15 protein-coding genes are annotated in these 22430 nt (G+C 36.9%); 10 read left to right on the top strand and 5 right to left on the bottom strand.

Annotated elements, in window-relative coordinates:
- The 3 genes from A9G08_RS10985 to nusG form a co-directional block, all read left to right on the top strand.
- On the top strand, positions 1 to 822 hold an 822-nt coding region (locus tag A9G08_RS10985; protein ID WP_065562688.1), incomplete at its 5' end, for an elongation factor Tu.
- 134 nt (positions 823 to 956) lie between these two features.
- Positions 957 to 1358, top strand: a complete 402-nt coding sequence (secE, locus tag A9G08_RS10980) for a preprotein translocase subunit SecE (RefSeq protein ID WP_065563742.1) — start codon at positions 957 to 959, stop codon at positions 1356 to 1358.
- A gap of 1 nt (position 1359) precedes the next feature.
- The gene (gene nusG / locus A9G08_RS10975) at positions 1360 to 1905 is read left to right on the top strand and encodes a transcription termination/antitermination protein NusG (RefSeq protein ID WP_065563741.1); all 546 of its coding nucleotides are present in this window, start codon (positions 1360 to 1362) and stop codon (positions 1903 to 1905) included.
- A 138-nt stretch (positions 1906 to 2043) separates the two neighbouring features.
- Here nusG and A9G08_RS10970 read toward each other — a convergent pair whose 3' ends face one another.
- Together A9G08_RS10970 and A9G08_RS10965 are read right to left on the bottom strand one after the other, a co-directional pair.
- Positions 2044 to 3963, bottom strand: coding sequence for an ABC transporter ATP-binding protein (locus A9G08_RS10970; protein ID WP_065563740.1), 1920 nt, complete (start codon positions 3961 to 3963; stop codon positions 2044 to 2046).
- Positions 3964 to 4184: 221 nt separating this feature from the next.
- Positions 4185 to 6188: an OPT family oligopeptide transporter gene (locus A9G08_RS10965; protein WP_065563739.1), complete on the bottom strand. Its 2004-nt coding sequence runs from the start codon at positions 6186 to 6188 to the stop codon at positions 4185 to 4187.
- A gap of 221 nt (positions 6189 to 6409) precedes the next feature.
- Here A9G08_RS10965 and mazG point away from each other — a divergent pair, with 221 nt between their 5' ends.
- The gene (mazG, locus tag A9G08_RS10960) at positions 6410 to 7207 is read left to right on the top strand and encodes a nucleoside triphosphate pyrophosphohydrolase (RefSeq protein WP_065563738.1); all 798 of its coding nucleotides are present in this window, start codon (positions 6410 to 6412) and stop codon (positions 7205 to 7207) included.
- Complete coding sequence (locus A9G08_RS10955) at positions 7200 to 7640, top strand: hypothetical protein (protein ID WP_065563737.1); 441 nt, start codon at positions 7200 to 7202, stop codon at positions 7638 to 7640. Before mazG ends, A9G08_RS10955 begins: the two co-directional genes overlap by 8 nt.
- Before the next feature lie 234 nt (positions 7641 to 7874).
- Here A9G08_RS10955 and A9G08_RS10950 read toward each other — a convergent pair whose 3' ends face one another.
- Positions 7875 to 9287, bottom strand: coding sequence for an FAD-dependent oxidoreductase (locus A9G08_RS10950; RefSeq protein WP_065563736.1), 1413 nt, complete (start codon positions 9285 to 9287; stop codon positions 7875 to 7877).
- Positions 9288 to 9301: 14 nt separating this feature from the next.
- Positions 9302 to 13759 (bottom strand): glutamate synthase large subunit, encoded by a 4458-nt coding sequence (gene gltB, locus A9G08_RS10945; protein WP_065563735.1) that lies wholly within the window; start codon positions 13757 to 13759, stop codon positions 9302 to 9304.
- Positions 13760 to 14148: 389 nt separating this feature from the next.
- On the opposite strand from gltB, the gene A9G08_RS10940 reads away from it, so the two are divergent.
- A complete protein-coding gene (locus A9G08_RS10940) occupies positions 14149 to 15330 on the top strand; it encodes an NAD(P)/FAD-dependent oxidoreductase (protein WP_065563734.1) in 1182 nt (393 codons plus the stop codon).
- On the opposite strand, the gene A9G08_RS10935 is transcribed toward A9G08_RS10940, so the two are convergent.
- Positions 15327 to 16751: a sigma 54-interacting transcriptional regulator gene (locus A9G08_RS10935; protein ID WP_141673976.1), complete on the bottom strand. Its 1425-nt coding sequence runs from the start codon at positions 16749 to 16751 to the stop codon at positions 15327 to 15329. The genes A9G08_RS10940 and A9G08_RS10935 overlap by 4 nt on opposite strands.
- Positions 16752 to 17004: 253 nt before the next feature.
- Here A9G08_RS10935 and lysA point away from each other — a divergent pair, with 253 nt between their 5' ends.
- From lysA to A9G08_RS10915, 4 genes are read left to right on the top strand one after another with little or no spacing between them, the layout of a single operon-like run.
- Positions 17005 to 18402 carry a diaminopimelate decarboxylase gene (gene lysA / locus A9G08_RS10930; RefSeq protein ID WP_065563732.1) on the top strand — a complete coding sequence of 466 codons (1398 nt, stop codon included), beginning with the start codon at positions 17005 to 17007 and terminating at the stop codon, positions 18400 to 18402.
- A 53-nt stretch (positions 18403 to 18455) separates the two neighbouring features.
- On the top strand, positions 18456 to 19862 hold the full coding sequence (locus A9G08_RS10925) for an APC family permease (RefSeq protein WP_065563731.1): 1407 nt from the start codon (positions 18456 to 18458) through the stop codon (positions 19860 to 19862).
- Positions 19863 to 19881: 19 nt separating this feature from the next.
- Positions 19882 to 20988: an alanine/ornithine racemase family PLP-dependent enzyme gene (locus A9G08_RS10920; RefSeq protein WP_065563730.1), complete on the top strand. Its 1107-nt coding sequence runs from the start codon at positions 19882 to 19884 to the stop codon at positions 20986 to 20988.
- 54 nt (positions 20989 to 21042) lie between these two features.
- Complete coding sequence (locus A9G08_RS10915; protein WP_065563729.1) at positions 21043 to 22428, top strand: amino acid permease; 1386 nt, start codon at positions 21043 to 21045, stop codon at positions 22426 to 22428.
- The last annotated feature ends 2 nt before the right edge of the window (positions 22429 to 22430 follow it).

Here is a 22430-nt window from a genome sequence, read left to right as displayed (position 1 = left end):
TTAGGTCGTCAAGTAGGTGTTCCTTACATCATCGTATTCTTAAATAAATGCGATATGGTTGATGATGAAGAATTATTAGAATTAGTTGAAATGGAAGTACGTGAACTTCTATCTCAATACGATTTCCCAGGTGATGACACTCCAGTAATTCGTGGTTCAGCGTTAAAAGCGTTAGAAGGCGATGCAGCATGGGAAGAAAAAATTGTTGAATTAGCTGAAGCTTTAGACAGCTATATTCCGGAACCAGAGCGTGATATCGATAAACCATTCCTACTTCCAATTGAAGACGTGTTCTCAATTTCAGGACGTGGTACAGTGGTAACAGGTCGTGTAGAACGTGGTGTAATCAAAGTTGGTGAAGAAGTTGAAATCGTTGGTATCAAACCAACAACAAAAACAACTTGTACTGGCGTTGAAATGTTCCGTAAATTACTAGACGAAGGTCGTGCTGGTGAGAACGTAGGTGTATTACTACGTGGTACAAAACGTGAAGAAATCGAACGTGGTCAAGTATTAGCAAAACCAGGTTCAATCACACCACATACAGATTTTGAATCAGAAGTATATATCCTAAGCAAAGATGAAGGTGGTCGTCATACTCCATTCTTCAAAGGCTACCGTCCACAGTTCTACTTCCGTACAACTGACGTAACTGGTACTATTGAATTACCAGAAGGCGTAGAAATGGTAATGCCAGGTGATAACATCAAAATGACAGTATCATTAATTCACCCAATCGCAATGGCAGACGGCTTACGTTTCGCTATCCGTGAAGGTGGTCGTACTGTTGGTGCTGGTGTTGTTGCTAAGGTTATTAAATAATTTAAGCAAGCACTATTTAGAAAGGGTGTCGTTTGATGCCCTTTCTTATCTAGTCTGTTTAGCAAAATGTTTTTATTAAAAAGAGCATTTTGGAAAATGGATAATATTATAAATAACATAATTATAGGTTCTATATGCTAGTAAGTAACGAGAGTCAAGATACAAGCACAGTTCTAGACAAGTTTAAATGGGTTTTGGTTCTAGTATTAATTGCGTTAATTGTTTGGGGAAATTCTTATTTCTCTGCGCCTAATGATATATATCAACCAAATACAGTTGTTCGAATCATTGCGGTTGTTGTCATTTCGCTTTTAACCTTATTTATTGCATTTACAACCAATAAAGGAAAATCATTTATAACATTTCTGCAAGAATCACGAAAAGAGTTAAGAAAAGTTGTATGGCCAACTCGTAAAGAAACAGTACAAACAACTTTATTAATAGCTGTTATTACAATTATTGTTGGTACAGCTCTTTGGGGTATGGATTCTTTGTTCCGTTCAGTCATCTTTTATTTAACATTAATAGGGCGTTAATATGAGTGAAACACAACAAAAACGCTGGTATGTGATCCAAGCTTATTCTGGCTATGAAGCACGTGTTGCACAATCATTACGTGAATATATTAAATTACATAATATGGAAGATTCCTTTGGTGAAGTTTTAGTACCAACCGAAGAAGTTGTCGAAATGAAAAGCGGTCAACGCCGTAAAAGTGAACGTAAATTTTTCCCAGGTTATGTTTTAGTTGAAATGATGATGAACGATGCGACTTGGCATCTAGTTAAAAGTGTTCCAAGAACTTTAGGATTCATCGGTGGAACTTCAGATCGACCAGCACCAATCAGCCAGCGTGAAGTTGACGCTATCATGAATCGTTTACAACAAGTTGGTGATAAACCACGTCCTAAAACCCTATTTGAACCAGGTGAACTTGTTCGAGTTAATGAAGGACCGTTTGCAGACTTTAATGGTGTAGTTGAAGAAGTTGATTATGAAAAAAGTCGCCTAAAAGTATCGGTATCCATTTTTGGTCGTTCAACACCGGTTGAACTTGATTTTAGCCAAGTCGAAAAAAGCTAATATCTCAAAATACCCATATAAAAAATCACAGAATAAATTCTGTGATTTTTTTTGCCTTATTAATGTAGAACAGTATTAATAAGGTGATATCTGAATTGACTTATACTCCATGGTTTTTATCAATTCTTACCAATCGTTTTATGCCGATTCAAACTCTTCAAGTTGTTGTTGTAAATCCAACCATGCCAATTCTGACTCTTCTTGCTTACCTTTTAACTGGCTTTGTTGTAATAATAATTGTGTTAACTCACTCTTTTTATCTGCTTCATAAATAGAGGAATCGGCTAATTGCTCTTCAATCAATTTTAATTGCTTACTTAACTGTTCGAGCGTCTGTTCCTCTTTTTGTAATTGTTTTTTCAGCGGTTGCATTTGTGCTCGCCGATCGGCCTCTTTGCGTTTTTGTTCTTTACGGTCTTGTGCAGAAAGATTTTTGCTATTGTCATTATGACTATCATCTTGTTGTGGTGGCTGATTTTCCGCTTTCTGCTCGTCGGCAAGCCATTTTTGATAATCATCGAGATCACCATTAAATGGTTCAACTTTGTGATCGTGAACTAAATAAAACTCATCAGTTGTTGAACGTAGTAAGTGGCGATCATGCGATACAACAACTAACGCGCCTTCGAAATCAATAAGCGCTTCAGTTAATGCTTGGCGCATATCTAAATCTAAATGGTTAGTTGGCTCATCAAGTAACAGTAGGTTTGGCTTTTTCCAAACAATTAATGCTAAAACTAATCGAGCTTTTTCACCACCTGAAAATGTTTTTACAGGTTCATTGACTTTATCGCCATGAAAATCAAAACCACCTAAGTAATTACGCAATTCTTGTTCTGTTATTTTAGGATCAGAAAGCTTGGTTAAATGCCAAAGTGAGGATTCTTCACCACGCAAATACTCTAACTGATGCTGAGCGAAATAGCCTAATTGAACACCTTTGGCTAAATTAATATGACCTTCTTTAGGTTGTAATTCTCCCGCTAATAATTTAATTAAAGTCGATTTACCAGCTCCGTTCCGTCCTAATAAACCAATTCTCGAACCGGGAACAAGATTTAATTTAATTTTTTCAAGGACGATTTTATCTCCATAACCAGCAACCACTTTATCCATCATCAATAATGGACTTGGTAAAAATTCAGAAGGTTTAAAATTGAAATGGAAAGGATTATCCACATGTGCCGGTGCAATAAGCTCCATTTTTTCTAACATCTTAATTCGGCTTTGAGCCTGTTTTGCTTTGGTTGCTTTTGCTCTAAAGCGATCAATATAGCTTTGCAGATGGGCGACTTTTTGTTGCTGACTTTCGTATAATGATTGTTGTTGTGCCAATTTAGTTATACGTTGGTTTTCGAATGAAGAATAGTTTCCGGTATATTCAAATAAACTTTTTTGTTCAATATGAATAATTTTATTAACAAGTGGATCTAAAAAGTCTCGGTCATGAGAGATTAAAATAAGCGTTCCCTGATAATTACTCAACCATTTTTCAAGCCAAATTACTGCATCTAAGTCAAGGTGGTTAGTTGGTTCGTCAAGCAGCAGTAAATCAGAACGGCACATTAACGCTTGCGCCAAATTTAGTCTCATCCGCCAACCACCCGAGTAGGATTTAACCGGTAAATTGAGTTGTTCGTTAGAAAATCCTAAACCATGTAATAGTGTTGCGGCTCTTGCCCGTATTGTCCAAGCATCAATGGTATCGAGTTGTTCGTGAATAATCGCAATTTGCTCACCATTATTTTCTTGATTAGCAATCGTTAGTTTCTGTTCTAATTGGCGATATTCTCGATCCCCATCAATAGCGTATTCAATAGCTGGAACATCTAAAGCAGGTGTTTCTTGATTAACCCAAGCAAGCTGCCATTGTGTAGGTATTGATACACTTCCAGCATCAGAGTGAATTTCGCCTTTAATTAATGAAAAAAGGGTGGATTTACCACAACCATTTTTACCTACTAATCCAACTTTTTGTTTAGGATTAATTGTTGCTGAAGCGTTATCTAAAAGCAGATTAACACCACGACGAATTTGGATAGAATCAAAAACAATCATAATATTGCCATCTATTACTCTAAAAACAAGCTATGCTAACAAAAAAAGAACTTTATGCAATACGTTTTACTGGTGATTTATCCGCATTGCATTTGAATCGAATATTTATGATTGATACGGTAAACAATGCGGAAAATGATAAAATAAGATTATTTATTAATATGTTGAATAAAAATCATATTTAATAATTAATGTAATAATTGCCTAAATATTAATATCACTTAAATTTTGCTTTTTATTGCCGACAAAGCTCTGCGAATAAAAAGCCAACAGATAAGGATAAATACCAATAATCCTAGGTATTGTGGTAAATCACCTAAGTTTTTAAATATTGCCAATGGGGCATCACTTCCTCCATTAGTAATACTTATCACAATTACTACCGCTAATATAACGCCAATTAAACTTTCACCAACTATTAAGCCAGATGCAATTAATGCTGCTTTGCTATCCACTTTTTTAAATTGTATTTCTGGATCAACATTATTTTTCTTTGCGTTAGCATAAGTATAACGTTTTATAATCCAAGATAGTAATGTGCCAACAAAAATCGGTGTAGTGACACTTGGTGGTAAATAAATGCCTAATCCGACAGCAAGAGCTGGTAATCTAAATTTTGAGTTATTTTTAGCAAAAATTAAATCAGTGATGATAATTATTCCCCCTAATACTAGGCCAATAAAAATCATTGTCCAATCAAGTTTATGCGAAAAAATACCTTGTGCAATAGTTGTCATTAAAGATGCTTGAGGAGCAGCTAAAACTTGAGAAAGATCCATATCACTGCGAGGAACAGCACCTGTAAAGCCGTAAGCGTGATATAAGGTTTCTAGAATAGGAGCTATAACTAAAGCACCCACAAAGCAACCAATTAATAAAGCAACTTGTTGCTTCCATGGTGTTGCATTGACTAGATAACCTGTTTTTAAATCTTGCAAATTATCATTTGATATACATGCTATTGCTAAAACAGTACTTGTCGTAAATAATGCTAATGCTGTTGCAAAATTCGATCCTTCAATTGTTGATAACATGCCATTAATTTCACCTAGTCCTAATAAAATAAGTGAAACAGCAATAACTGCAACTATTGCAATACCAGACATAGGACTTGCTGATGATCCGACTAAACCAGCCATATATCCACAAGCTGCAGCAACTAAAAAACCCATAATAAAAGAAAACAATACCGCACATGCAACTAATGACCAAGCTATGCCTGTAGATAAGCCACTATCAGCTATAAATGAATAAAAAGTCACGACTAAAATGACTAACATCATCCCCATAATAGAAAAAATCCATTTAGGGGATAGATCGCGTTCTGTTGTGTCTTTTATTGACACATCTGAACGTAGAGTTTTAAAAGAAATTTTCACTCCTTCAATAACTGGTTTTATTAAAGAAAGCAAAGTCCAAACAGCTGAAATAGCAATCGTTCCTGCACCAATAAAACGGATATCGTTGTCCCAAATTTGCATGGCAACTTGAGATAAAGATAAACTTGAATCATAACCGTTGATAACTGTTAAAATCGGTATGCCAAATACCCAAGCAATAATAGTCCCAAGTAGTATTGCAATACCTGAAATAATACCAATTAGATAGCCTGCACTTAATAATGCTAAAGAAAACCCTAAGGGTATTTGAAATATTGCTTTGCCTGCTGTGAACCAATAAGCTGTATTTCCAGATAGCAGTTTAAATCCATTAGTAAATAAACTGACTAAAGAAGCAATTACGCCACCGAATAAAATATCTTTTAATCCACCATTAGCGTCATTTCCTTCTGCCTTTGACCCAGCCTTTAATATCTCGGCAGCAGCAACACCCTCAGGGTAAGGTAAATCGCTTTTTACTACCATGACATGTCGAAGCGGTATAGAAAATAACACACCTAACATACCACCAGCCAAACATACAGCAAAGGTTAACCAAAATGGGAAATCATGCCAGTATCCCATCATTAATAAGCCCGGAATAACAAAAATGATTGAAGATAATGTCCCTGCAGCAGAAGCTTGCGTTTGAACCATATTATTTTCTAAAATGGTTGAATTAGGGAAAAACCGCAAAATCGCCATAGAAATTACAGCTGCAGGAATTGCAGATGAAAAAGTTAAACCGACCTTTAAGCCCAGATAAACATTTGATGCAGTAAAAATCATTGTTATCAGTGCACCAAGAATAATACCTCTAAATGTAAGTTCTCGTAGTTTATTCATATTTTTAGTGTTTTTTAAGTTGAAATTAAATGTATTATATACTTAATTGTGTATTTTGAGTGTAAATCCGTGTGATTTTATTGTTTTTAAATTTTTATGCATTGTTTTTAAATGGAAATATTTTTATTAAATTTTGGATGCTTACTATTTAGTTATTAAAACATTACTATTTTGTTTTGATACAATGTTATTTAACAATTACTACTTTGTGAGAAAATATCGTGAACCAATTAGAACGTTTACAAGCTATTACTAAACAATTACGTAATCCAATTAAAGGTTGCGAATGGGACAGTAAGCAAACTTTTGAATCATTAAAATCATATACTCTAGAAGAAACTTATGAAGTTTTAGATGCCATAGAAAAAAAAGATATGGCTGAACTTAAAAATGAACTGGGTGATCTACTGTTTCAGATTGTTTTTTATGCTGACTTAGCAAATGAACAAGGTTTATTTAATTTTGATGATATCTGCCTCTCTGTTGCTGATAAGCTGATTAGTCGTCATCCCCATGTCTTTTCAAATGATACTACTGTTAAGCCAAATTGGGAACAACTTAAGCAACAAGAACGTGATAAACGAGCACAATATTCACTATTAGATGATATTCCCACCGCCATTCCAGCATTAATGAAAGCTGAAAAAATACAAAAACGCTGTGCATCAGTTGGATTTGATTGGGTAGAGTTAAAACCTGTTATTGATAAAGTTAAAGAAGAGCTTAGCGAAGTGGAAGAGGAATTGAATAAAACCGCACAAGATCAATCCAAAATTGAAGAAGAGCTTGGCGACTTATTTTTTGCCACCGTTAACTTAGCCAGACATTTAAAAGTTAAATCTGAGTTATGTTTACAAAATGCCAATAACAAGTTTATAAGGCGTTTTAAGCAGGTAGAATTATTACTTAAACAAAAAAATCACAATTTAATTGATGCAACACTTGAAGAAATGGAAGATGCATGGCAAATTGTCAAACAATCTGAACAATTATCTAGCGAAGTAAATCAAAATGACTGAACAAAAAAATGAATTATATCAAGAAATCCAAGCATGGGCACAAAATGCCATTTTACATAGTCCAACGTGGAGTATTAACCAGCTCGATTATTCCGAAAAAAGTATTTCTGTTGTTGAAATTATTATTGGTGAATTAGCTGAGAAAAATTTTAGTATCCCTGAAGAACAGCTTAATATGATTGCTCAAGAGTATGGTTGTTACTTATTACTGACAGCCCAAAAATTATACGGCGGTGAGTTTTATTGGAATGAAGAACTTGAACAACCGATGTTAATTTGTTGTGAACCACAAGCAGCTATCGTGTTATTAACTTGGAATAAAGTCAAAGGGCGCCTTTTAGGGGATGAAGCTGATCATCTAGCCTTTTTCTTAGAAGGGTTTGCTGAGGCGACTAAAAATCCTGAAAATGGTTCTCAGATTGTCTATTTATAACCAAATAATACAATAATTAAAGGTTATTAGCTGATACAATTTCATGTTATCAGCTAATAGTCATTAATGCCAATTATCAAAGTGAATATGCATTGGCGATTTCAACTCGATAAATGACGATATTTAGGTTGTAATCAATAAACGTTATGGTTTAGGCAGATCAATAAATATTAAGTAATAAGCCTTACTCCCACTCAGTAGGGAATGGAAATAAGGTTTACTTAGTTAATCACTTTATACTTCTAAGTAATCTAAAATCCCTTCTGCCCCTTTGCGACCTTCGCTAATGGCAGTCACCACTAAATCCGATCCTCTTACCGCATCACCACCAGCAAAGATTTTTGGATGGCTGGTTTGGTAACCTTTGCTTTGTGGTGCGATTATGCGCCCTCTATCATCAAAATCAACACCATGTTCGGCTAACCACGGCATAGAATGAGGTTTAAAGCCAAATGCCATTACAACTGCATCTGCCGGAAGTACAAATTCCGATCCTTGAATTATCACCGGAGAACGACGACCTTTTGCATCAGGTTCGCCAAGCTCCGTTCTTACCATTTTTACACCAGTAACATGACCGGCATCATTGATTTCGATGCTCAGAGGTTGTACATTGAATTGGAATTGTGCGCCTTCTTCTTTAGCATTTTTAACCTCGCGTTTAGAACCCGGCATATTAGCTTCATCACGACGATAGGCGCAAGTCACTTCAGTTGCACCTTGACGTATAGACGTTCGAACGCAATCCATTGCTGTATCACCACCACCTAATACCACGACGCGTTTATTTTTCATATCGACATAAGGCGCATCATCAGTTTGTTGGTGTTGCATAATATGTTTGGTATTAGCAATTAAAAATGGTAGGGCATCATAAACACCATCGGCATCTTCATTTTCTAGGCCTGCACGCATTGATTGATAAGTACCAGTACCAACAAAAACTGCATCAAATTCATTGATGAGATCGGCTAATTGTACAGTTTTACCCACTTCAGTATTAAGGCGAAACTCAATTCCCATTTCGGTAAAGACATGCCTGCGGTGAATTAAGACTTCTTTATCTAATTTGAAAGCAGGAATACCAAAAGTTAATAGGCCCCCAATTTCCGGATGACGATCAAAAACAACTGGTGTAACACCATTACGTACTAAGACATCAGCGCAAGCTAACCCAGCAGGGCCTGCACCAATAATTGCGACTCTTAGTCCAGTTTTTTCAACGTTAGATAGATTTGGTTTCCATCCCATTTTAAAGGCTTCATCAGTAATATAACGTTCAATACTGCCAATAGTTACGGCTCCAAATTCAGCATTTAAAGTACAGGAACCTTCACAAAGACGATCTTGCGGACAAACTCGTCCACACACCTCTGGTAGACTATTGGTTTGGTGAGATAGCTCAACAGCCTCTAAAATCTTCCCTTCATTAATTAATTTTAACCAATTTGGGATATAGTTATGTACTGGACAGCGCCATTCACAATAAGGATTACCACAAGCCAGACAACGATCTGCTTGTGCTTGAGATTGCGAGGCTGAAAAGCCTTCATAAATTTCAACAAACTCAATTTTACGGACGTTTAGCGATTTTTTAGGCGGATCAACACGTTGTAAATCGATAAACTGATAAACATTTTGACTCATATCGTGTTTTCTCCTTACTGTGCTTGCACACGTAGCTCTGCTGAAGAGCGACTACGGTGACCTAATAAAGCTTTAACATCGCTAGATTTTGGTTTAACTAAAACAAATTGTTTCGCAAAATCTTCCCAATTAGCTAATATCTCTTCTGCCCAAGATGAGTGAGTAAGCTGTGCGTGTTCCATGATTAAACCACGTAAATGTTCTTCATGAATCGAGTAGTCAGCCACATTTAACATTTCCACCAACTCTTTATTAATACGCTTATGCAAATCACCATCGGTATCTAAAATATAAGCAAAACCACCAGTCATACCAGCACCGAAGTTTACGCCAGTTTTTCCTAAAACACAGACAATTCCGCCCGTCATATATTCACAGCCATTATCACCAATGCCTTCAACCACACTTATGGCTCCAGAGTTACGCACAGCAAAACGCTCACCCGCTCGACCAGCAGCAAATAATTTACCGCCAGTTGCGCCATATAAACAGGTATTACCAGCAATGGTCGCTTCATGGCTCAAAAATGCAGAACCTTGTGGTGGACGAATGACAATGCGACCACCAGCCATGCCTTTACCAACATAGTCATTAGCATCCCCTGTAAGGGTTAAATCCACACCACCAGCATTCCAAACGCCAAAACTTTGACCTGCAGTACCATTGAAGTTCAATGAAATAGGGGAGGTAACCAAGCCTTGATCGCCATATTTTTTAGCAATATAACCGGATAAAGTGGTACCAACAGAGCGATCTGTATTTTGAATGTCAAAGTAGAAACTTTTAGTTTGACGATTATCAACCGCATCTTGTGCTTGAGTTATGATCTCTTTATTAAGCACACCTTTATCAAATGGTTTGTTATCTTCAATACAGTGAACTGGTTTGCCTTCAATAGGGGATGCTGTTTTAAGTAAACTTGATAAATCCAGTTTTTGCTGTTTTGCAGTAATACCATCTAGTTCAATAAGCAGATCAGTACGACCGATTAAATCAACAATTTGTCTAACACCAAGTTCAGCCATAACTTCTCGAGTATTACGTGCAAGAAAACGGAAGTAGTTCATCGCTTTTTCTGGCAATCCATGATAATGTTCGCTACGTAATTTTTCGTCTTGAGTGGCCACGCCGGTTGCACAGTTATTTAGGTGACAAATACGGAGGTATTTACAACCCAATGCAACCATTGGTCCAGTACCAAAACCAAAACTTTCAGCGCCTAGAATTGCAGCTTTTACAATATCTGCCCCCGTTTTTAATCCACCATCAACTTGCAAACGAATTTTATGACGTAACCCATTAGCAACTAATGATTGCTGGGTTTCAACCAAGCCAAGCTCCCAAGGGGAACCTGCATATTTGACTGATGTTAATGGGCTGGCACCAGTACCACCGTCATAACCTGAAATAGTGATTAAATCTGCATATGCTTTAGCAACCCCTGTTGCGATAGTGCCTACTCCCGGTTCAGAGACTAATTTTACCGAAATCATTGCAGTTGGATTAATCTGTTTCAAGTCAAAAATCAATTGAGCTAAATCTTCAATTGAATAAATATCGTGGTGTGGTGGAGGTGAAATTAATGTCACTCCCGGCACAGAAAAACGTAATTTTGCAATATAAGGGGTGACTTTATCACCAGGTAATTGTCCTCCCTCACCTGGTTTTGCGCCTTGGGCTACTTTGATTTGAATAACATCGGCACTCATTAAGTAGCCTGGTGTAACACCAAATCGACCAGAAGCCACTTGTTTGATACGTGATACTTTTATCGTGTTGTAACGAGCGGGATCTTCTCCACCCTCACCAGAATTAGAAAAACCACCTAATGTATTCATTGCTTCAGCTAATGATTCATGCGCCTCTGGGCTTAAGGCACCGATTGACATGGCAGCGGAGTCAAAGCGTTTAAACAATGATGATTCTGGTTCAACTTCATCAAGCGAAATAGCCGCGTTTTCAGGAGGATTTAGTTTTAATAAATCTCGTAGAGTTGCTGGTGGTCGATTATTTACAATATCCGCATAACGTTGATAATCTTCATAATTACCCTCATTAACCGCTTTTTGTAGTGATTGCACCACATCTGGATTATAAGCGTGGTATTCACCACCATAAACAAATTTGAGTAATCCACCTTGTTCTAATGGTTTACGTCGTAACCATGCTTTTTTAGATAAATTAAACTGATCTTGAGCAAAGTCCTCAAAATTGGCACCATTGATACGGCTAGTTACACCTTGGAAGCATAGCTCAACGACTTCTTCATGGAGACCAACTGCTTCAAATAGTTTAGAGCAACGGTAAGAAGCGACTGTTGAAATCCCCATTTTTGACATAATCTTATATAAGCCTTTATTAATACCATTACGGTAATTAATAATCGCTTCACGGTAAGATTTATTCATCGTACCATTATCGACCATTTGCGCTAAAGTTTCATAAGCTAAGTATGGATAGATTGCAGTTGCGCCAAACCCTAGCAAGACTGCAAACTGATGCGGATCTCGACAGCTTGCGGTTTCAACAATGATATTGGCATCACAGCGTAGATTTTTTTCAACTAGACGTTGTTGCACTGCGCCAACAGCCATTGGGGCTGGAATAGGTAAGCGATCTGGCGCTATATTTTTATCAGATAGGATTAGTAGTACAGTTCCTTCACGTACTTTTGCTTCGGCATCACCACATAATTGTTCAATTGCATCACGTAAGCTACCATCAATTTCATAAGTGATGTCAAGCGTTTCAGATTTGTAGTAGCGTGATTCTAAGGTCGTTAATTGTTTAAAATCCGAATGAACTAATACCGGGTATTTAAAAGCAACTCGATGAGCTTGACCTTCAGCTTCAGCAAACACATTCATTTCACGACCAATGCTCGTTGATAGCGACATCACGTGTGCTTCACGCAATGGGTCGATAGGTGGGTTAGTTACCTGAGCAAATTTTTGTCGGAAGTAATCATAAATTAAGCGAGGACGACTTGATAATACCGCAAATGGCGTATCATCGCCCATAGAGCCTGTTGCTTCTTGACCATTTTCACCTAAAACTCGAATACACTGGTCAAGTTCTTCACTGCTATAACCAAATTGCTTTTGGTAAGTAGCTAGTAAAGTATCGTCATAATCACGAGAGCCGATATCATCATCAGGAAGATCTTCAAATGGAATCAGTCGTTTTACATTCTTAGCCATCCATTCTTTGTACGGATGACGTTTTTGTAAATCGTTATCCGTTTCTGACGATTGTAAAATGCGACCTTCTTCAGTATCAATCACTAGTAATTCACCGGGGCCAACACGTCCTTTGGTCACTACTTCATCTGGTTGATAATCCCAAATACCAATTTCGGATGCACAAGTAATTAGTTTGTCAGTGGTAATCACATAACGTGCAGGGCGAAGGCCATTACGATCTAAGTTACAAGCGGCATAACGTCCATCGGACATAACGATACCTGCAGGGCCGTCCCACGGTTCCATATGCATAGAGTTGAAATCAAAAAAAGCACGGAGATCTTCATTCATATCCGGATTGTTTTGCCATGCAGGAGGCACAAGTAAACGCATAGCACGAACAATATCCATACCGCCTACTAAGAATAATTCAAGCATATTATCTAGCGAGCTTGAATCCGAGCCTGTAACATTAACAAACGGCGCGGCATCTTGTAAATCGGGTATAAGTGGCGTTTTGAATTTGTAAGATCGCGCTTTAGCCCATTGCCGATTACCCTCGATAGTATTAATTTCACCATTGTGGGCTAAATGTCTAAATGGTTGAGCAAGTGGCCAACGCGGTACGGTATTGGTTGAAAAACGCTGATGGAATAAACAAATTGCTGTTTCCATACGAATATCAGCCAAATCTAAATAGAATCTAGGTAAATCTTTAGGCATACATAAGCCTTTATAGATATTGACCTGATTTGAAAAACTACATACGTAAAACGTATCATCTTGCACACGTTTTTCTATGCGGCGTCGTACCATATATAAACGACGCTCTAAATCAATTTTTGTCCATCCAGCAGGGGCATTAACAAAAACTTGTTCGATTCTTGGCAGTGATGACAGGGCAATTTCACCCAGAACGCTTTTATCAATTGGTACTTCACGCCAACCTAAAATAGATAGAGTTTCTTCGGCTAGCTCTTCTTCTACAATATCACGGCTTGCTTGGGCTTCGGCTTCATCTTGGCTTAAAAATAGCATGCCTACAGCATAGTTTGTTGCCAAACGCCATCCGGCATCTTCTGCGACAACTCTAAAAAATCGATCTGGTTTTTGCATTAAAAGCCCGCAGCCATCGCCCGTTTTACCATCGGATAAAATGGCACCACGGTGTTGCATTCGAGCAAGTCCGTGGATTGCAGTACGCACCACTTTGTGACTTGGTTGCCCTTCTATATGAGCGATTAAACCAAATCCGCAGTTATCTTTCTCATGATGCTGGTTATATAACATATCATTGCCTCTAATTCATCGTTATTATTTTTTGAGAAGATATAGGCATTAATCCCATAATAGGTGTGAAGGTAATTAAAAATAGGTTTTTGGTCAAATAAATATTACTTATAAGTCAATCTTTTAATAACTCAGTCTATATTTATTAATGAAGCTAATATCTCATATTAACTATTTGTTTATACTATAATTAAAATTTAATAGAGAGAAAAGTTTCAGAAATTGTTTTTTTTCTCATAATAATAATTAATATTTGATTAAAAAAAGTTGAGGAACGGGGTTTTTGAGCATCAAAATTGGCGATTTTTACACATTTTTTCAAGAATGAGTGAGTTAGAATCGCTACTCTTATATAATAGATAATCTTTATTATGGGTAATAGGTCTTATATGCAAAATAAAATTACAATTATTGGTGCGGGTGCTGCTGGGCTTTTTTGTGCCGGATTATTAGGACAAAAAGGTTATGATGTAACTGTTATTGATAATGGTAAAAAATTAGGACGCAAAATTTTAATGTCTGGTGGTGGTAAATGTAATTTTACCAACCTTAACGTAGAATCAACCCATTATATTTCAGAAAATCGTCATTTTTGTAAGTCTGCATTAAAGCGCTTTACTCAATGGGATTTTATTCAACTGGTTAATCAATACAATATTGCCTATCATGAAAAAGATCATGGACAGTTATTTTGTGATAATTCAGCGCAAGATATTGTTGATATGCTTGCCCAAGAGTGCCAAAAGGGGCAAGTTAAATTCATGTTAAACACTCAGCTTGAAGATGTTGAGGCTGAGCAGCAAGGATTTAAATTATCGACTTCACAAGGTTTTGTTCATACTGATAAATTAATTGTAGCAACTGGTGGGCAATCTATGCCAGCACTAGGTATGACCGCTATCGGATATAAAATTGCCGAAAAATTTTCGATTCCTGTTGTGCCCGTAAAAGCAGGGTTGGTGCCATTTACCTTACATAAACCTTTGCTAGAAGTATTATCCACTTTGTCGGGCATTGCCGTGCCGGTTGAAGTATCTAATGAACGAATATCTTTTAAAGAGAATTTGCTATTTACTCATCGAGGATTATCTGGACCAGCGATTTTACAAATCTCTAGTTATTGGCAAGCAGGTGAAGCCATTACCATTAATTTGTTACCAGACGTAAGCTTTGAAGGTGATTTTCAACTCTTGTTAGAAAATAATCGCAATCAAAGCATTAAAAATTGTTTGGCACAGATATTACCGAAGCGGTTAATTGATGCTTTGATGCAATTAAATTTGATAGCCGATTTAACCGTTAAGCAGTTAACGCCGACTCAGCAGCAAGTGCTTTACCAAACATTAACTAGGTGGATGGTTACACCGAATGGAACGGAAGGCTATCGTACAGCTGAGGTAACTTTGGGGGGGGTGAGCTGTGAGGCTTTATCGTCAAAGACGATGGAGGCGAAAAATCACCTCAATCTCTATTTTATTGGTGAAGTTGTTGATGTAGCTGGTTGGCTAGGTGGTTATAATTTCCAATGGGCTTGGAGCAGTGCATTTGCTTGCGCGCAAACCTTTGATTAATTATCAATTACCCCCATATGTATATCATATTTCTTAACTTTATATTGTAAGGTGGTTCTCGAAACATCGAGTAGTTTTGCTGCAGTAATAATTTTCCCATTGGCCTGATTTAATGCATCAATAATAAGTTGCTTTTCATAATTTTCGACTTGTTCGGTAAGATTACCAGTTATTTCGCTGGTAGTCGTTTTTTCAAGCTTGGCTTCATCTTGTGGATAAGGGTTATGAAGGTCAAATAATTCTTCATCCAGAATGATCTGCTGCAATTCTCCTGGCTCATTTTGTAAAACCATACTACGGACAATAGCGTTTTCTAGCATTCGCACATTACCCGGCCAAGGCGCTGACATAAGTTGCTGTAATGCATGTTCACTAATACCAGTAATCACAACACTTACATCAGTTTTATGTTTATCAATAAAGTATCGTGCCAATACAGGAATATCTTCTTGTCTTTCGCGTAGAGCTGGTAGTTTAATTAATCCGACATTTAATCGATAAAATAGATCACTACGCATTTTGCCGGTTTTTAATAAATCAGCTGGTGATTCATTCATAGCTGCAACAATTCGAACATCAGCATGTTGCTCTTTATTCCCGCCTAGTGGCCAATAGGTTTTTTCTTGTAAGAATCGTAACAGTTTGCTTTGCATTTCAAGTGGCATCGCGTTAAGTTCATCAAGAAATAACGTACCACCATTAGCAAGTTCAAGATAACCTTGGCGATTTTCAGCTCCAGTGAAAGCTCCTTTAACAGTCCCGAATAAAGTACTTTCAATCAATGTTGTAGGCAAAGCGCTACAGTTAAGTGAAATAAACGCTTTATCACGGCGTTGGCTAGTTTGGTGAATTAATCTAGCAAATAGCTCTTTCCCAGTGCCGGTTTCGCCAACAATCAATACTGGCACATCATTACTACCTAAAATATTAGTCTGGTCGATCACCTGTTGCATTTTTTTTGAAGCAAAAACGATTTCTGGTAATGGTTGTTCTTTATTTTGATATAATTTTCTATTAAGACTGAATACCTGATCTTGCAGTTGTCTAACATTAGATAAATTACGACCAATTTCAACCGCGCCAATAATTTCTTTTTTGTGATTATAAAGAGGAACCGTTGTATGTTGATAATCAACTAATTTGCCCACATGATTATAATAGGTTTGATAGGTATCTTGATATTCTTTACCATGTAAAGCTTGTAGCATAGTACTATCTTCTTTTTTCAAATTAGGGTAAACTTTAAGCATTGGTTTACCTATGGCTTGTTCCATTGGATAGCCATCAAGTTCTGCACTTTCCTGATTGTAGTAAATATATTTACCTTCTTTATCAATAATAGCCATAGGCTGATGTATTAGATCAAAAAAATGTTTAAATATTTCCAATGCTTGTAATAATTCAGGATCAATTATCATGATACTAAAACCTTCGAAAGTTGGGTTATTACTAAGTATAGCGAGCGTTGATTTAAATATCTTTTAATTATTATTAAAAAAAGTGACAAATTTTTGTCATAAAAACATATTTTTTACTAAATGACTAATATTAAATTTGTAATTATTCTGTTAAACAATTGATTGTTTGTGTTTTTTTAAGTTGGCACGTTGATTGCATTGTAAGTGAGTAATCTTTTTACTTACCTTTTTTATGTACTAATTAACTGGAGGTCATATGTCCGACACAATTATGTCAAATTATAACAAAATACGCACAGATCTTATAACTAAAGATCGTCGTTTCAGTGCTCAAGGCGGCAAACTTTGTTTTGATGGTGTGAATTTGGAAGAATTAGCAAAGAAATATCCAACACCTTTTTACGTATTTTCTGAAAAAGAAATTGACCGTAATATTCAGGAGATCAAAGATTCGTTTAAAGCTCATCCAAATACTAAGATTTTCTATGCGTCAAAAACATGTTCAGTAATGGGTGTGCTTAAAGCGATTAAAGATGCGGGTATCTATGCAGAAGCTAACTCAATGTTTGAAGTTCGTAAATGTTTAGAAATCGGTTTCCCAGGTAGCCAAATTGTTTTCAACGGTGTGGTTAAAAAACCGGTTGATTTAGAATTTGCTATCCAAAACGATCTTTACATCATCAACGTAGATAGCCTATATGAGCTTGATATTATTGATGAGATTTCTCGACGTTTGAAAAAAGTTGCAAATGTTTGTGTGCGTGTTGAACCAAATGTACCGTCAGCAACTCACGCAGAATTAGTAACCGCTTATCACGCTAAATCTGGTATCGACTTAGAACAAGCTGAAGAGACTTGCCGTCGTATTCTTGAAATGCCTTATGTTCATTTACGTGGTTTACATATGCACGTAGGGGATCAAGTACCAGAAGCAGAACCTTTTGCAAAAGCGACTAAAGTATTAGTTGATGAATCACGCCGTTTAGAAGAAGTTCTTGGCATTAAATTTGATTTAATCAACGTTGGTGGTGGTATTCCTGTTCCATATAAATATGACGAAGAAAATGGTAATCCATTAGAAGACAATATGTATGCTGGTATTACTGCACAAGATTTCGCCGATGCGGTAATCAGTGAAGTACATAAATGGCGTACTGACGTTGAAATTTGTATCGAACCAGGTCGTAAAGTAACCGGTTCAGCTGGTGTGCTTTTAACTGAAGTTGCTTGTGAAAAACGTAAAACTAACTACGATTTAGACGGTAACATCGAAGAACATGTTGAATGGAAATTTGTTGATGCGGGTTACAGCGTATTATCTGACAGTCAACACTTTGATTGGTTCTTCTATGTTTATGATGCATCAAGAATCACTGAGCAACATGATGAGTACATTAAATTAGCGGGTCCATTATGTGACGGTGGTGACTATTTCCATGTGGGTGTTAAAGGTGAAGAATTCTTATTACCTAAAGACACACAAATTGGCGATATCATTGCTTTCCTTGATGCCGGTGCTTATACCATCGAAAGCCAAACAGTTTATAACAACCGCCCACGTACTGCTGTTGTTATGATTGATAAAGAAGGCAAAGATCGATTGATTCGCCGTGAAGACACTTACGAGGATATGGTTGGATACGACGTGTATTAATCATGAACTGGCTGGGGCAATAACTGCCCCAGTTGTTATTATGTGAGGTTATTATGAGTGATTCTAAAGATTCAAGTTTACTTGGTATTAAAGACATTGTGTTTATGAATGTCATTGCAATATTGAGTTTACGTCAAATTCCTAATGTTGCTCCTTACGGAGCGTCAGCAATGGTGCTTTGGCTACTTGCTGCATTTTGTTTGTTTTTTCCATTAGCCATGGTTTGTGGTGAGCTTTCAACAGGCTGGCCAAAAGATGGTGGGATCTTTGTATGGGTAAAAGAAGCATTTGGTAAACGTGTCGGTTGGATAGTGGTTGTTTGCTTCCTGTTTTCATGTGTGCTTTTCTTCCCATTAATGTTGCAGTTTGGTTTTACTGCAATTGGTTATATGTTTAGCCCTGAACTTGCTCAGAATCAAGTATTTATTGGTGTTGGCTCCATGGCAGTATTCTGGATCTTAACGTTAATGAATATCAAAGGCATGAAATGGACTAAAATCATTAACAGTGTTAGTGCATGGTTAGGTGTATTTATTCCTGCTGCTATTATCGTGTTATTAGCTATTGTATGGTTAATGACTGGTCATCCAATGGCAACTGATTATAGCCATGTTAGTGATTGGATTCCGGATTTAAGTAGCTGGGATACTATTGTATTTTTATCAAGCATGATGTTTGCTTTTGCTGGGCTAGAAGTTGCACCAATGATTGCTGGTCGTACTCGTGATCCACAACGTGACTTCCCTAAAGCGATGGCGGTATCTGCAGTTGTTATCGTTGGTATCTATATGATTGGTACTTGGGCAATTAATACCTTATTACCAGCTGCTGATACTGATATTGTTGCCGGTGTAATGCAAGCGATGGAAGCTGCTGCTAAAGAGCTACACATGCCTTGGTTATTACCAGTAATGGCAATTTGTTTGTTCTTTGGTGCATTAGGTCAAATTAACTCATGGTTAGTTGGTCCTATCTATATGTTACAAGAAGCATCGAAAGAAGATAACTTACTTGGTGAACGTATTGGTCGATTACATCCTGTATATCAAACACCAGCATTTGCTTTAGTTATCCAAGCAATAATTGTAACGGTACTTTGTTTCTCAACATTCGTATCACCAAGTATTGCTGCTGCATATTGGATGTTAACTGCATTAACAACCATTTGTTACTTTATTCCTTATTTAGTGATGTTTATTGCGTACTATCGCTTACGTATTACTCAACCAGATGTACCACGTAGCTTCAAGATTCCTGGTAAAGTTTTACCAATTATTTTACCTGGTTTAGGTTTCTTATCTACGCTATTTGCGGTGATCTTAGTCTTTATTCCACCAGCACAAATTGATATGGGTGGATATGTTGAGTACATCGCTAAAATTGTTGGTGGTGCAGTGCTTGCAATTGTGTTAGCTGAATGGATATACCATCGCGCACAAAGACGTAACCGCTTGCAATAAGATATAGAGGAGTAAATTTATGTACAAACCTATATTGGAAATTGATTTAGGTAAATTAAAAGACAATGCCCGTGTTGAAAAAGAGCTTCTTGCTAAACACGGCATTGAAGTGATGGCGGTAAATAAAGTCTTTGATGGCTGTGTTGAAACCGCCAAAGCGGTGCTTGATGGTGGTATTGATGTTATAGCTGAATCAAGGACCTACAATTTGAAGAAACTTAAAGATGCTTTAAATTGTAAAACTTGTTTATTACGTAGTCCTTGTTTAAGTGAGATCAGTGAAGTAGTGAAATACGCAGATATTAGCTTAAACAGTGAAAAACAAGTTATCCAAGCACTTTCTGATGAAGCGGTAAAACAACAAAAAGTCCATCAAGTACTTTTAATGGTTGATATGGGCGATTTACGTGAAGGTATTTGGTTTGAACATGTCGATGATATCATCGAAACAGTCAAACTAATCTTATCTTTACCGGGTGTTGAGCTTTATGGGCTTGGGACCAACTTCAACTGCTATGGTACTGTTCTACCAACTGTTAAAAATGGTGTGGATTTTTTACACATAGCGCGTAAAGTAGAAAAAGCTTGTAATATCAAGATCAAGTATCTATCAGCTGGTAATTGTACAAGTTACCATCTGCTTGATAAAGGGATCTGGCCAGAAGGGCTTAATCACATTCGAATTGGTGGTTTACATGAGTTTGGTATTGAGTATGTGGATATGAAATATCTTGATGAGTTTCATCACTCAAACAAACCTGTAGAAAAAGCTTGTAGTGACATGTATAAATTGTATGCACAAATCATCGAGCTTAATAGTAAACCAACCGTTCCTGTTGGAGAATTAGGTGTTGATGCCTTTTTGAACAGCAAAACTTTTGTTGATCATGGTACTCGTAAACGCGCGCTTCTCGCTTTTGGCCGTCAAGATGTGCCAGCAGAAAGCTGTATACCGATTAATGACAACATTACGGTCTTAGGTCAAACCAGCGATCATACTATTGTTGATATTGAAGATGTTTCTGAAACATTACGTGTTGGCGATATGATTGGGTTTGAGCTTGATTATACAGCCCTACTTATGGCTTGCCAAACCAATGGTGTAGAAAAACGGTTTGTTTATTAATATCTATCAGCTGCTGGGCAACCAGCAGCTATTATTGATTACTAGGCGGTTTACATGGCAACATCAGAATCTCAAGAAAGTCCTTATCCCAGTACTTTAAAGAAAAACTTAAAAAATCGTCATTTATTGATGATTTCGTTAGGTGGCTCAATAGGAACTGGATTATTTATTGGTATTGCAGCACCACTTAGCACGGTTGGACCATTAGGAACGATTATCGCATATCTACTTGCGGGTAGTATTATGCTGTCGACCATGCTTTGCTTAGGTGAACTTTCTTGTGCATTCCCACATGCGGGTTCTTTTCAGCATTATGCACTAATGTTTATTCCACATCCTATTTGGAGTTATACCATTGGCTGGTTATATTGGTTAAGCTGGGTACTGTCTATGGCTGCTGACTTAACTGCAGCTTCGATGATCGCTCACCAAGTTTTTTCCTCTATTCCCATCTATATTCTTAGTCTAATTATTTTAACCGTTATTACTTGTGTCCATTTAACGTCTGTTAGAGCTTTTGGCGAAAGTGAATACTGGTTTTCAACGATAAAAGTATTGGCCATTATTGCATTTATAGCTGTTGGTATTTATTTACTCTATCATCAATATAATCAAACACATGTATTACCAACACTTAAAACCGAACAAGGTTGGTTTCCTAGTGGATTTTTATCAATTTTTGTTTGTATGACAATTGTTACTTATTCATTTCAGGGCGTCGAATTAATAGGTAGTGCAGCTGGTGAAGCGCAATCACCTCAAAGCGTATTGCCAAAAATTATCACTGGTGTGGCTTTTCGTATTATCTTGTTTTATGTGTTAGCGATTGCGGTGTTAGCACTAGTTTACCCTTATGGAGCAACCCATAATGAAATTAGCCCATTTGTTTGGGTATTCAATAAAGCCGGGATTACCTTTGCTTCATATGTGATGCTATTTGTTATCTTTTGTGCTGCAATATCGGCCGCTAATTCGGCTGTTTATGCCAGCTCGAGAATGCTATGGTCGATGGCTCAAGATGATTTAGCACCAAAATACTTTTCAGAAGTCAATAAACGAGGCGTGCCAACTAAAGGAATATTATTTATCGCAATTATTGCGTTAGTTTCGCTGTTTTCTAAATATATTGCTGCTGAAAAATTATACCTCTATCTGGTAGCGAGTACTGGACAAGTTGGTTGTTTTGCTTGGATTATTATTGCTTGGTGTCAATATCAATTTCGTAAGGGAGTGAATGAAGGCAAATACTCTGAAGATATGATCAAATTTAAATCTCCGCTATTTCCTTGGTTAGCGATGATTTCTATTACTGTTAACATTATTATTATTGTTGGGGTATGGTTTGGTGAATCAGGGCATTTTATTCTATTATCTGAGGTAATCTTAATTTTCGTAATTTTAGCTTCATATTACTTTTTCAAAAAACGTAAATCCGATTAACT

The sequence above is a fragment of the Gilliamella sp. wkB195 genome (assembly GCF_001690445.1).
Lineage (GTDB): Bacteria > Pseudomonadota > Gammaproteobacteria > Enterobacterales > Orbaceae > Gilliamella > Gilliamella apicola_E.
Note: the sequence above shows the minus strand (reverse complement) of the source record. Positions and strands in the feature narration are given on the sequence as shown.

Excerpts from the sequence above, each read along its gene's own strand:
- secE (WP_065563742.1), top strand. The coding sequence starts at position 957 with ATGCTAGTAAGTAACGAGAGTCAAGATACAAGCACAGTTCTAGACAAG.
- nusG (WP_065563741.1), top strand. The coding sequence starts at position 1,360 with ATGAGTGAAACACAACAAAAACGCTGGTATGTGATCCAAGCTTATTCT.
- A9G08_RS10970 (WP_065563740.1), bottom strand. The coding sequence starts at position 3,963 with ATGATTGTTTTTGATTCTATCCAAATTCGTCGTGGTGTTAATCTGCTT.
- A9G08_RS10965 (WP_065563739.1), bottom strand. The coding sequence starts at position 6,188 with ATGAATAAACTACGAGAACTTACATTTAGAGGTATTATTCTTGGTGCA.
- A9G08_RS10955 (WP_065563737.1), top strand. The coding sequence starts at position 7,200 with ATGACTGAACAAAAAAATGAATTATATCAAGAAATCCAAGCATGGGCA.
- A9G08_RS10950 (WP_065563736.1), bottom strand. The coding sequence starts at position 9,287 with ATGAGTCAAAATGTTTATCAGTTTATCGATTTACAACGTGTTGATCCG.
- gltB (WP_065563735.1), bottom strand. The coding sequence starts at position 13,759 with ATGTTATATAACCAGCATCATGAGAAAGATAACTGCGGATTTGGTTTA.
- A9G08_RS10940 (WP_065563734.1), top strand. The coding sequence starts at position 14,149 with ATGCAAAATAAAATTACAATTATTGGTGCGGGTGCTGCTGGGCTTTTT.
- lysA (WP_065563732.1), top strand. The coding sequence starts at position 17,005 with ATGTCCGACACAATTATGTCAAATTATAACAAAATACGCACAGATCTT.
- A9G08_RS10925 (WP_065563731.1), top strand. The coding sequence starts at position 18,456 with ATGAGTGATTCTAAAGATTCAAGTTTACTTGGTATTAAAGACATTGTG.
- A9G08_RS10920 (WP_065563730.1), top strand. The coding sequence starts at position 19,882 with ATGTACAAACCTATATTGGAAATTGATTTAGGTAAATTAAAAGACAAT.
- A9G08_RS10915 (WP_065563729.1), top strand. The coding sequence starts at position 21,043 with ATGGCAACATCAGAATCTCAAGAAAGTCCTTATCCCAGTACTTTAAAG.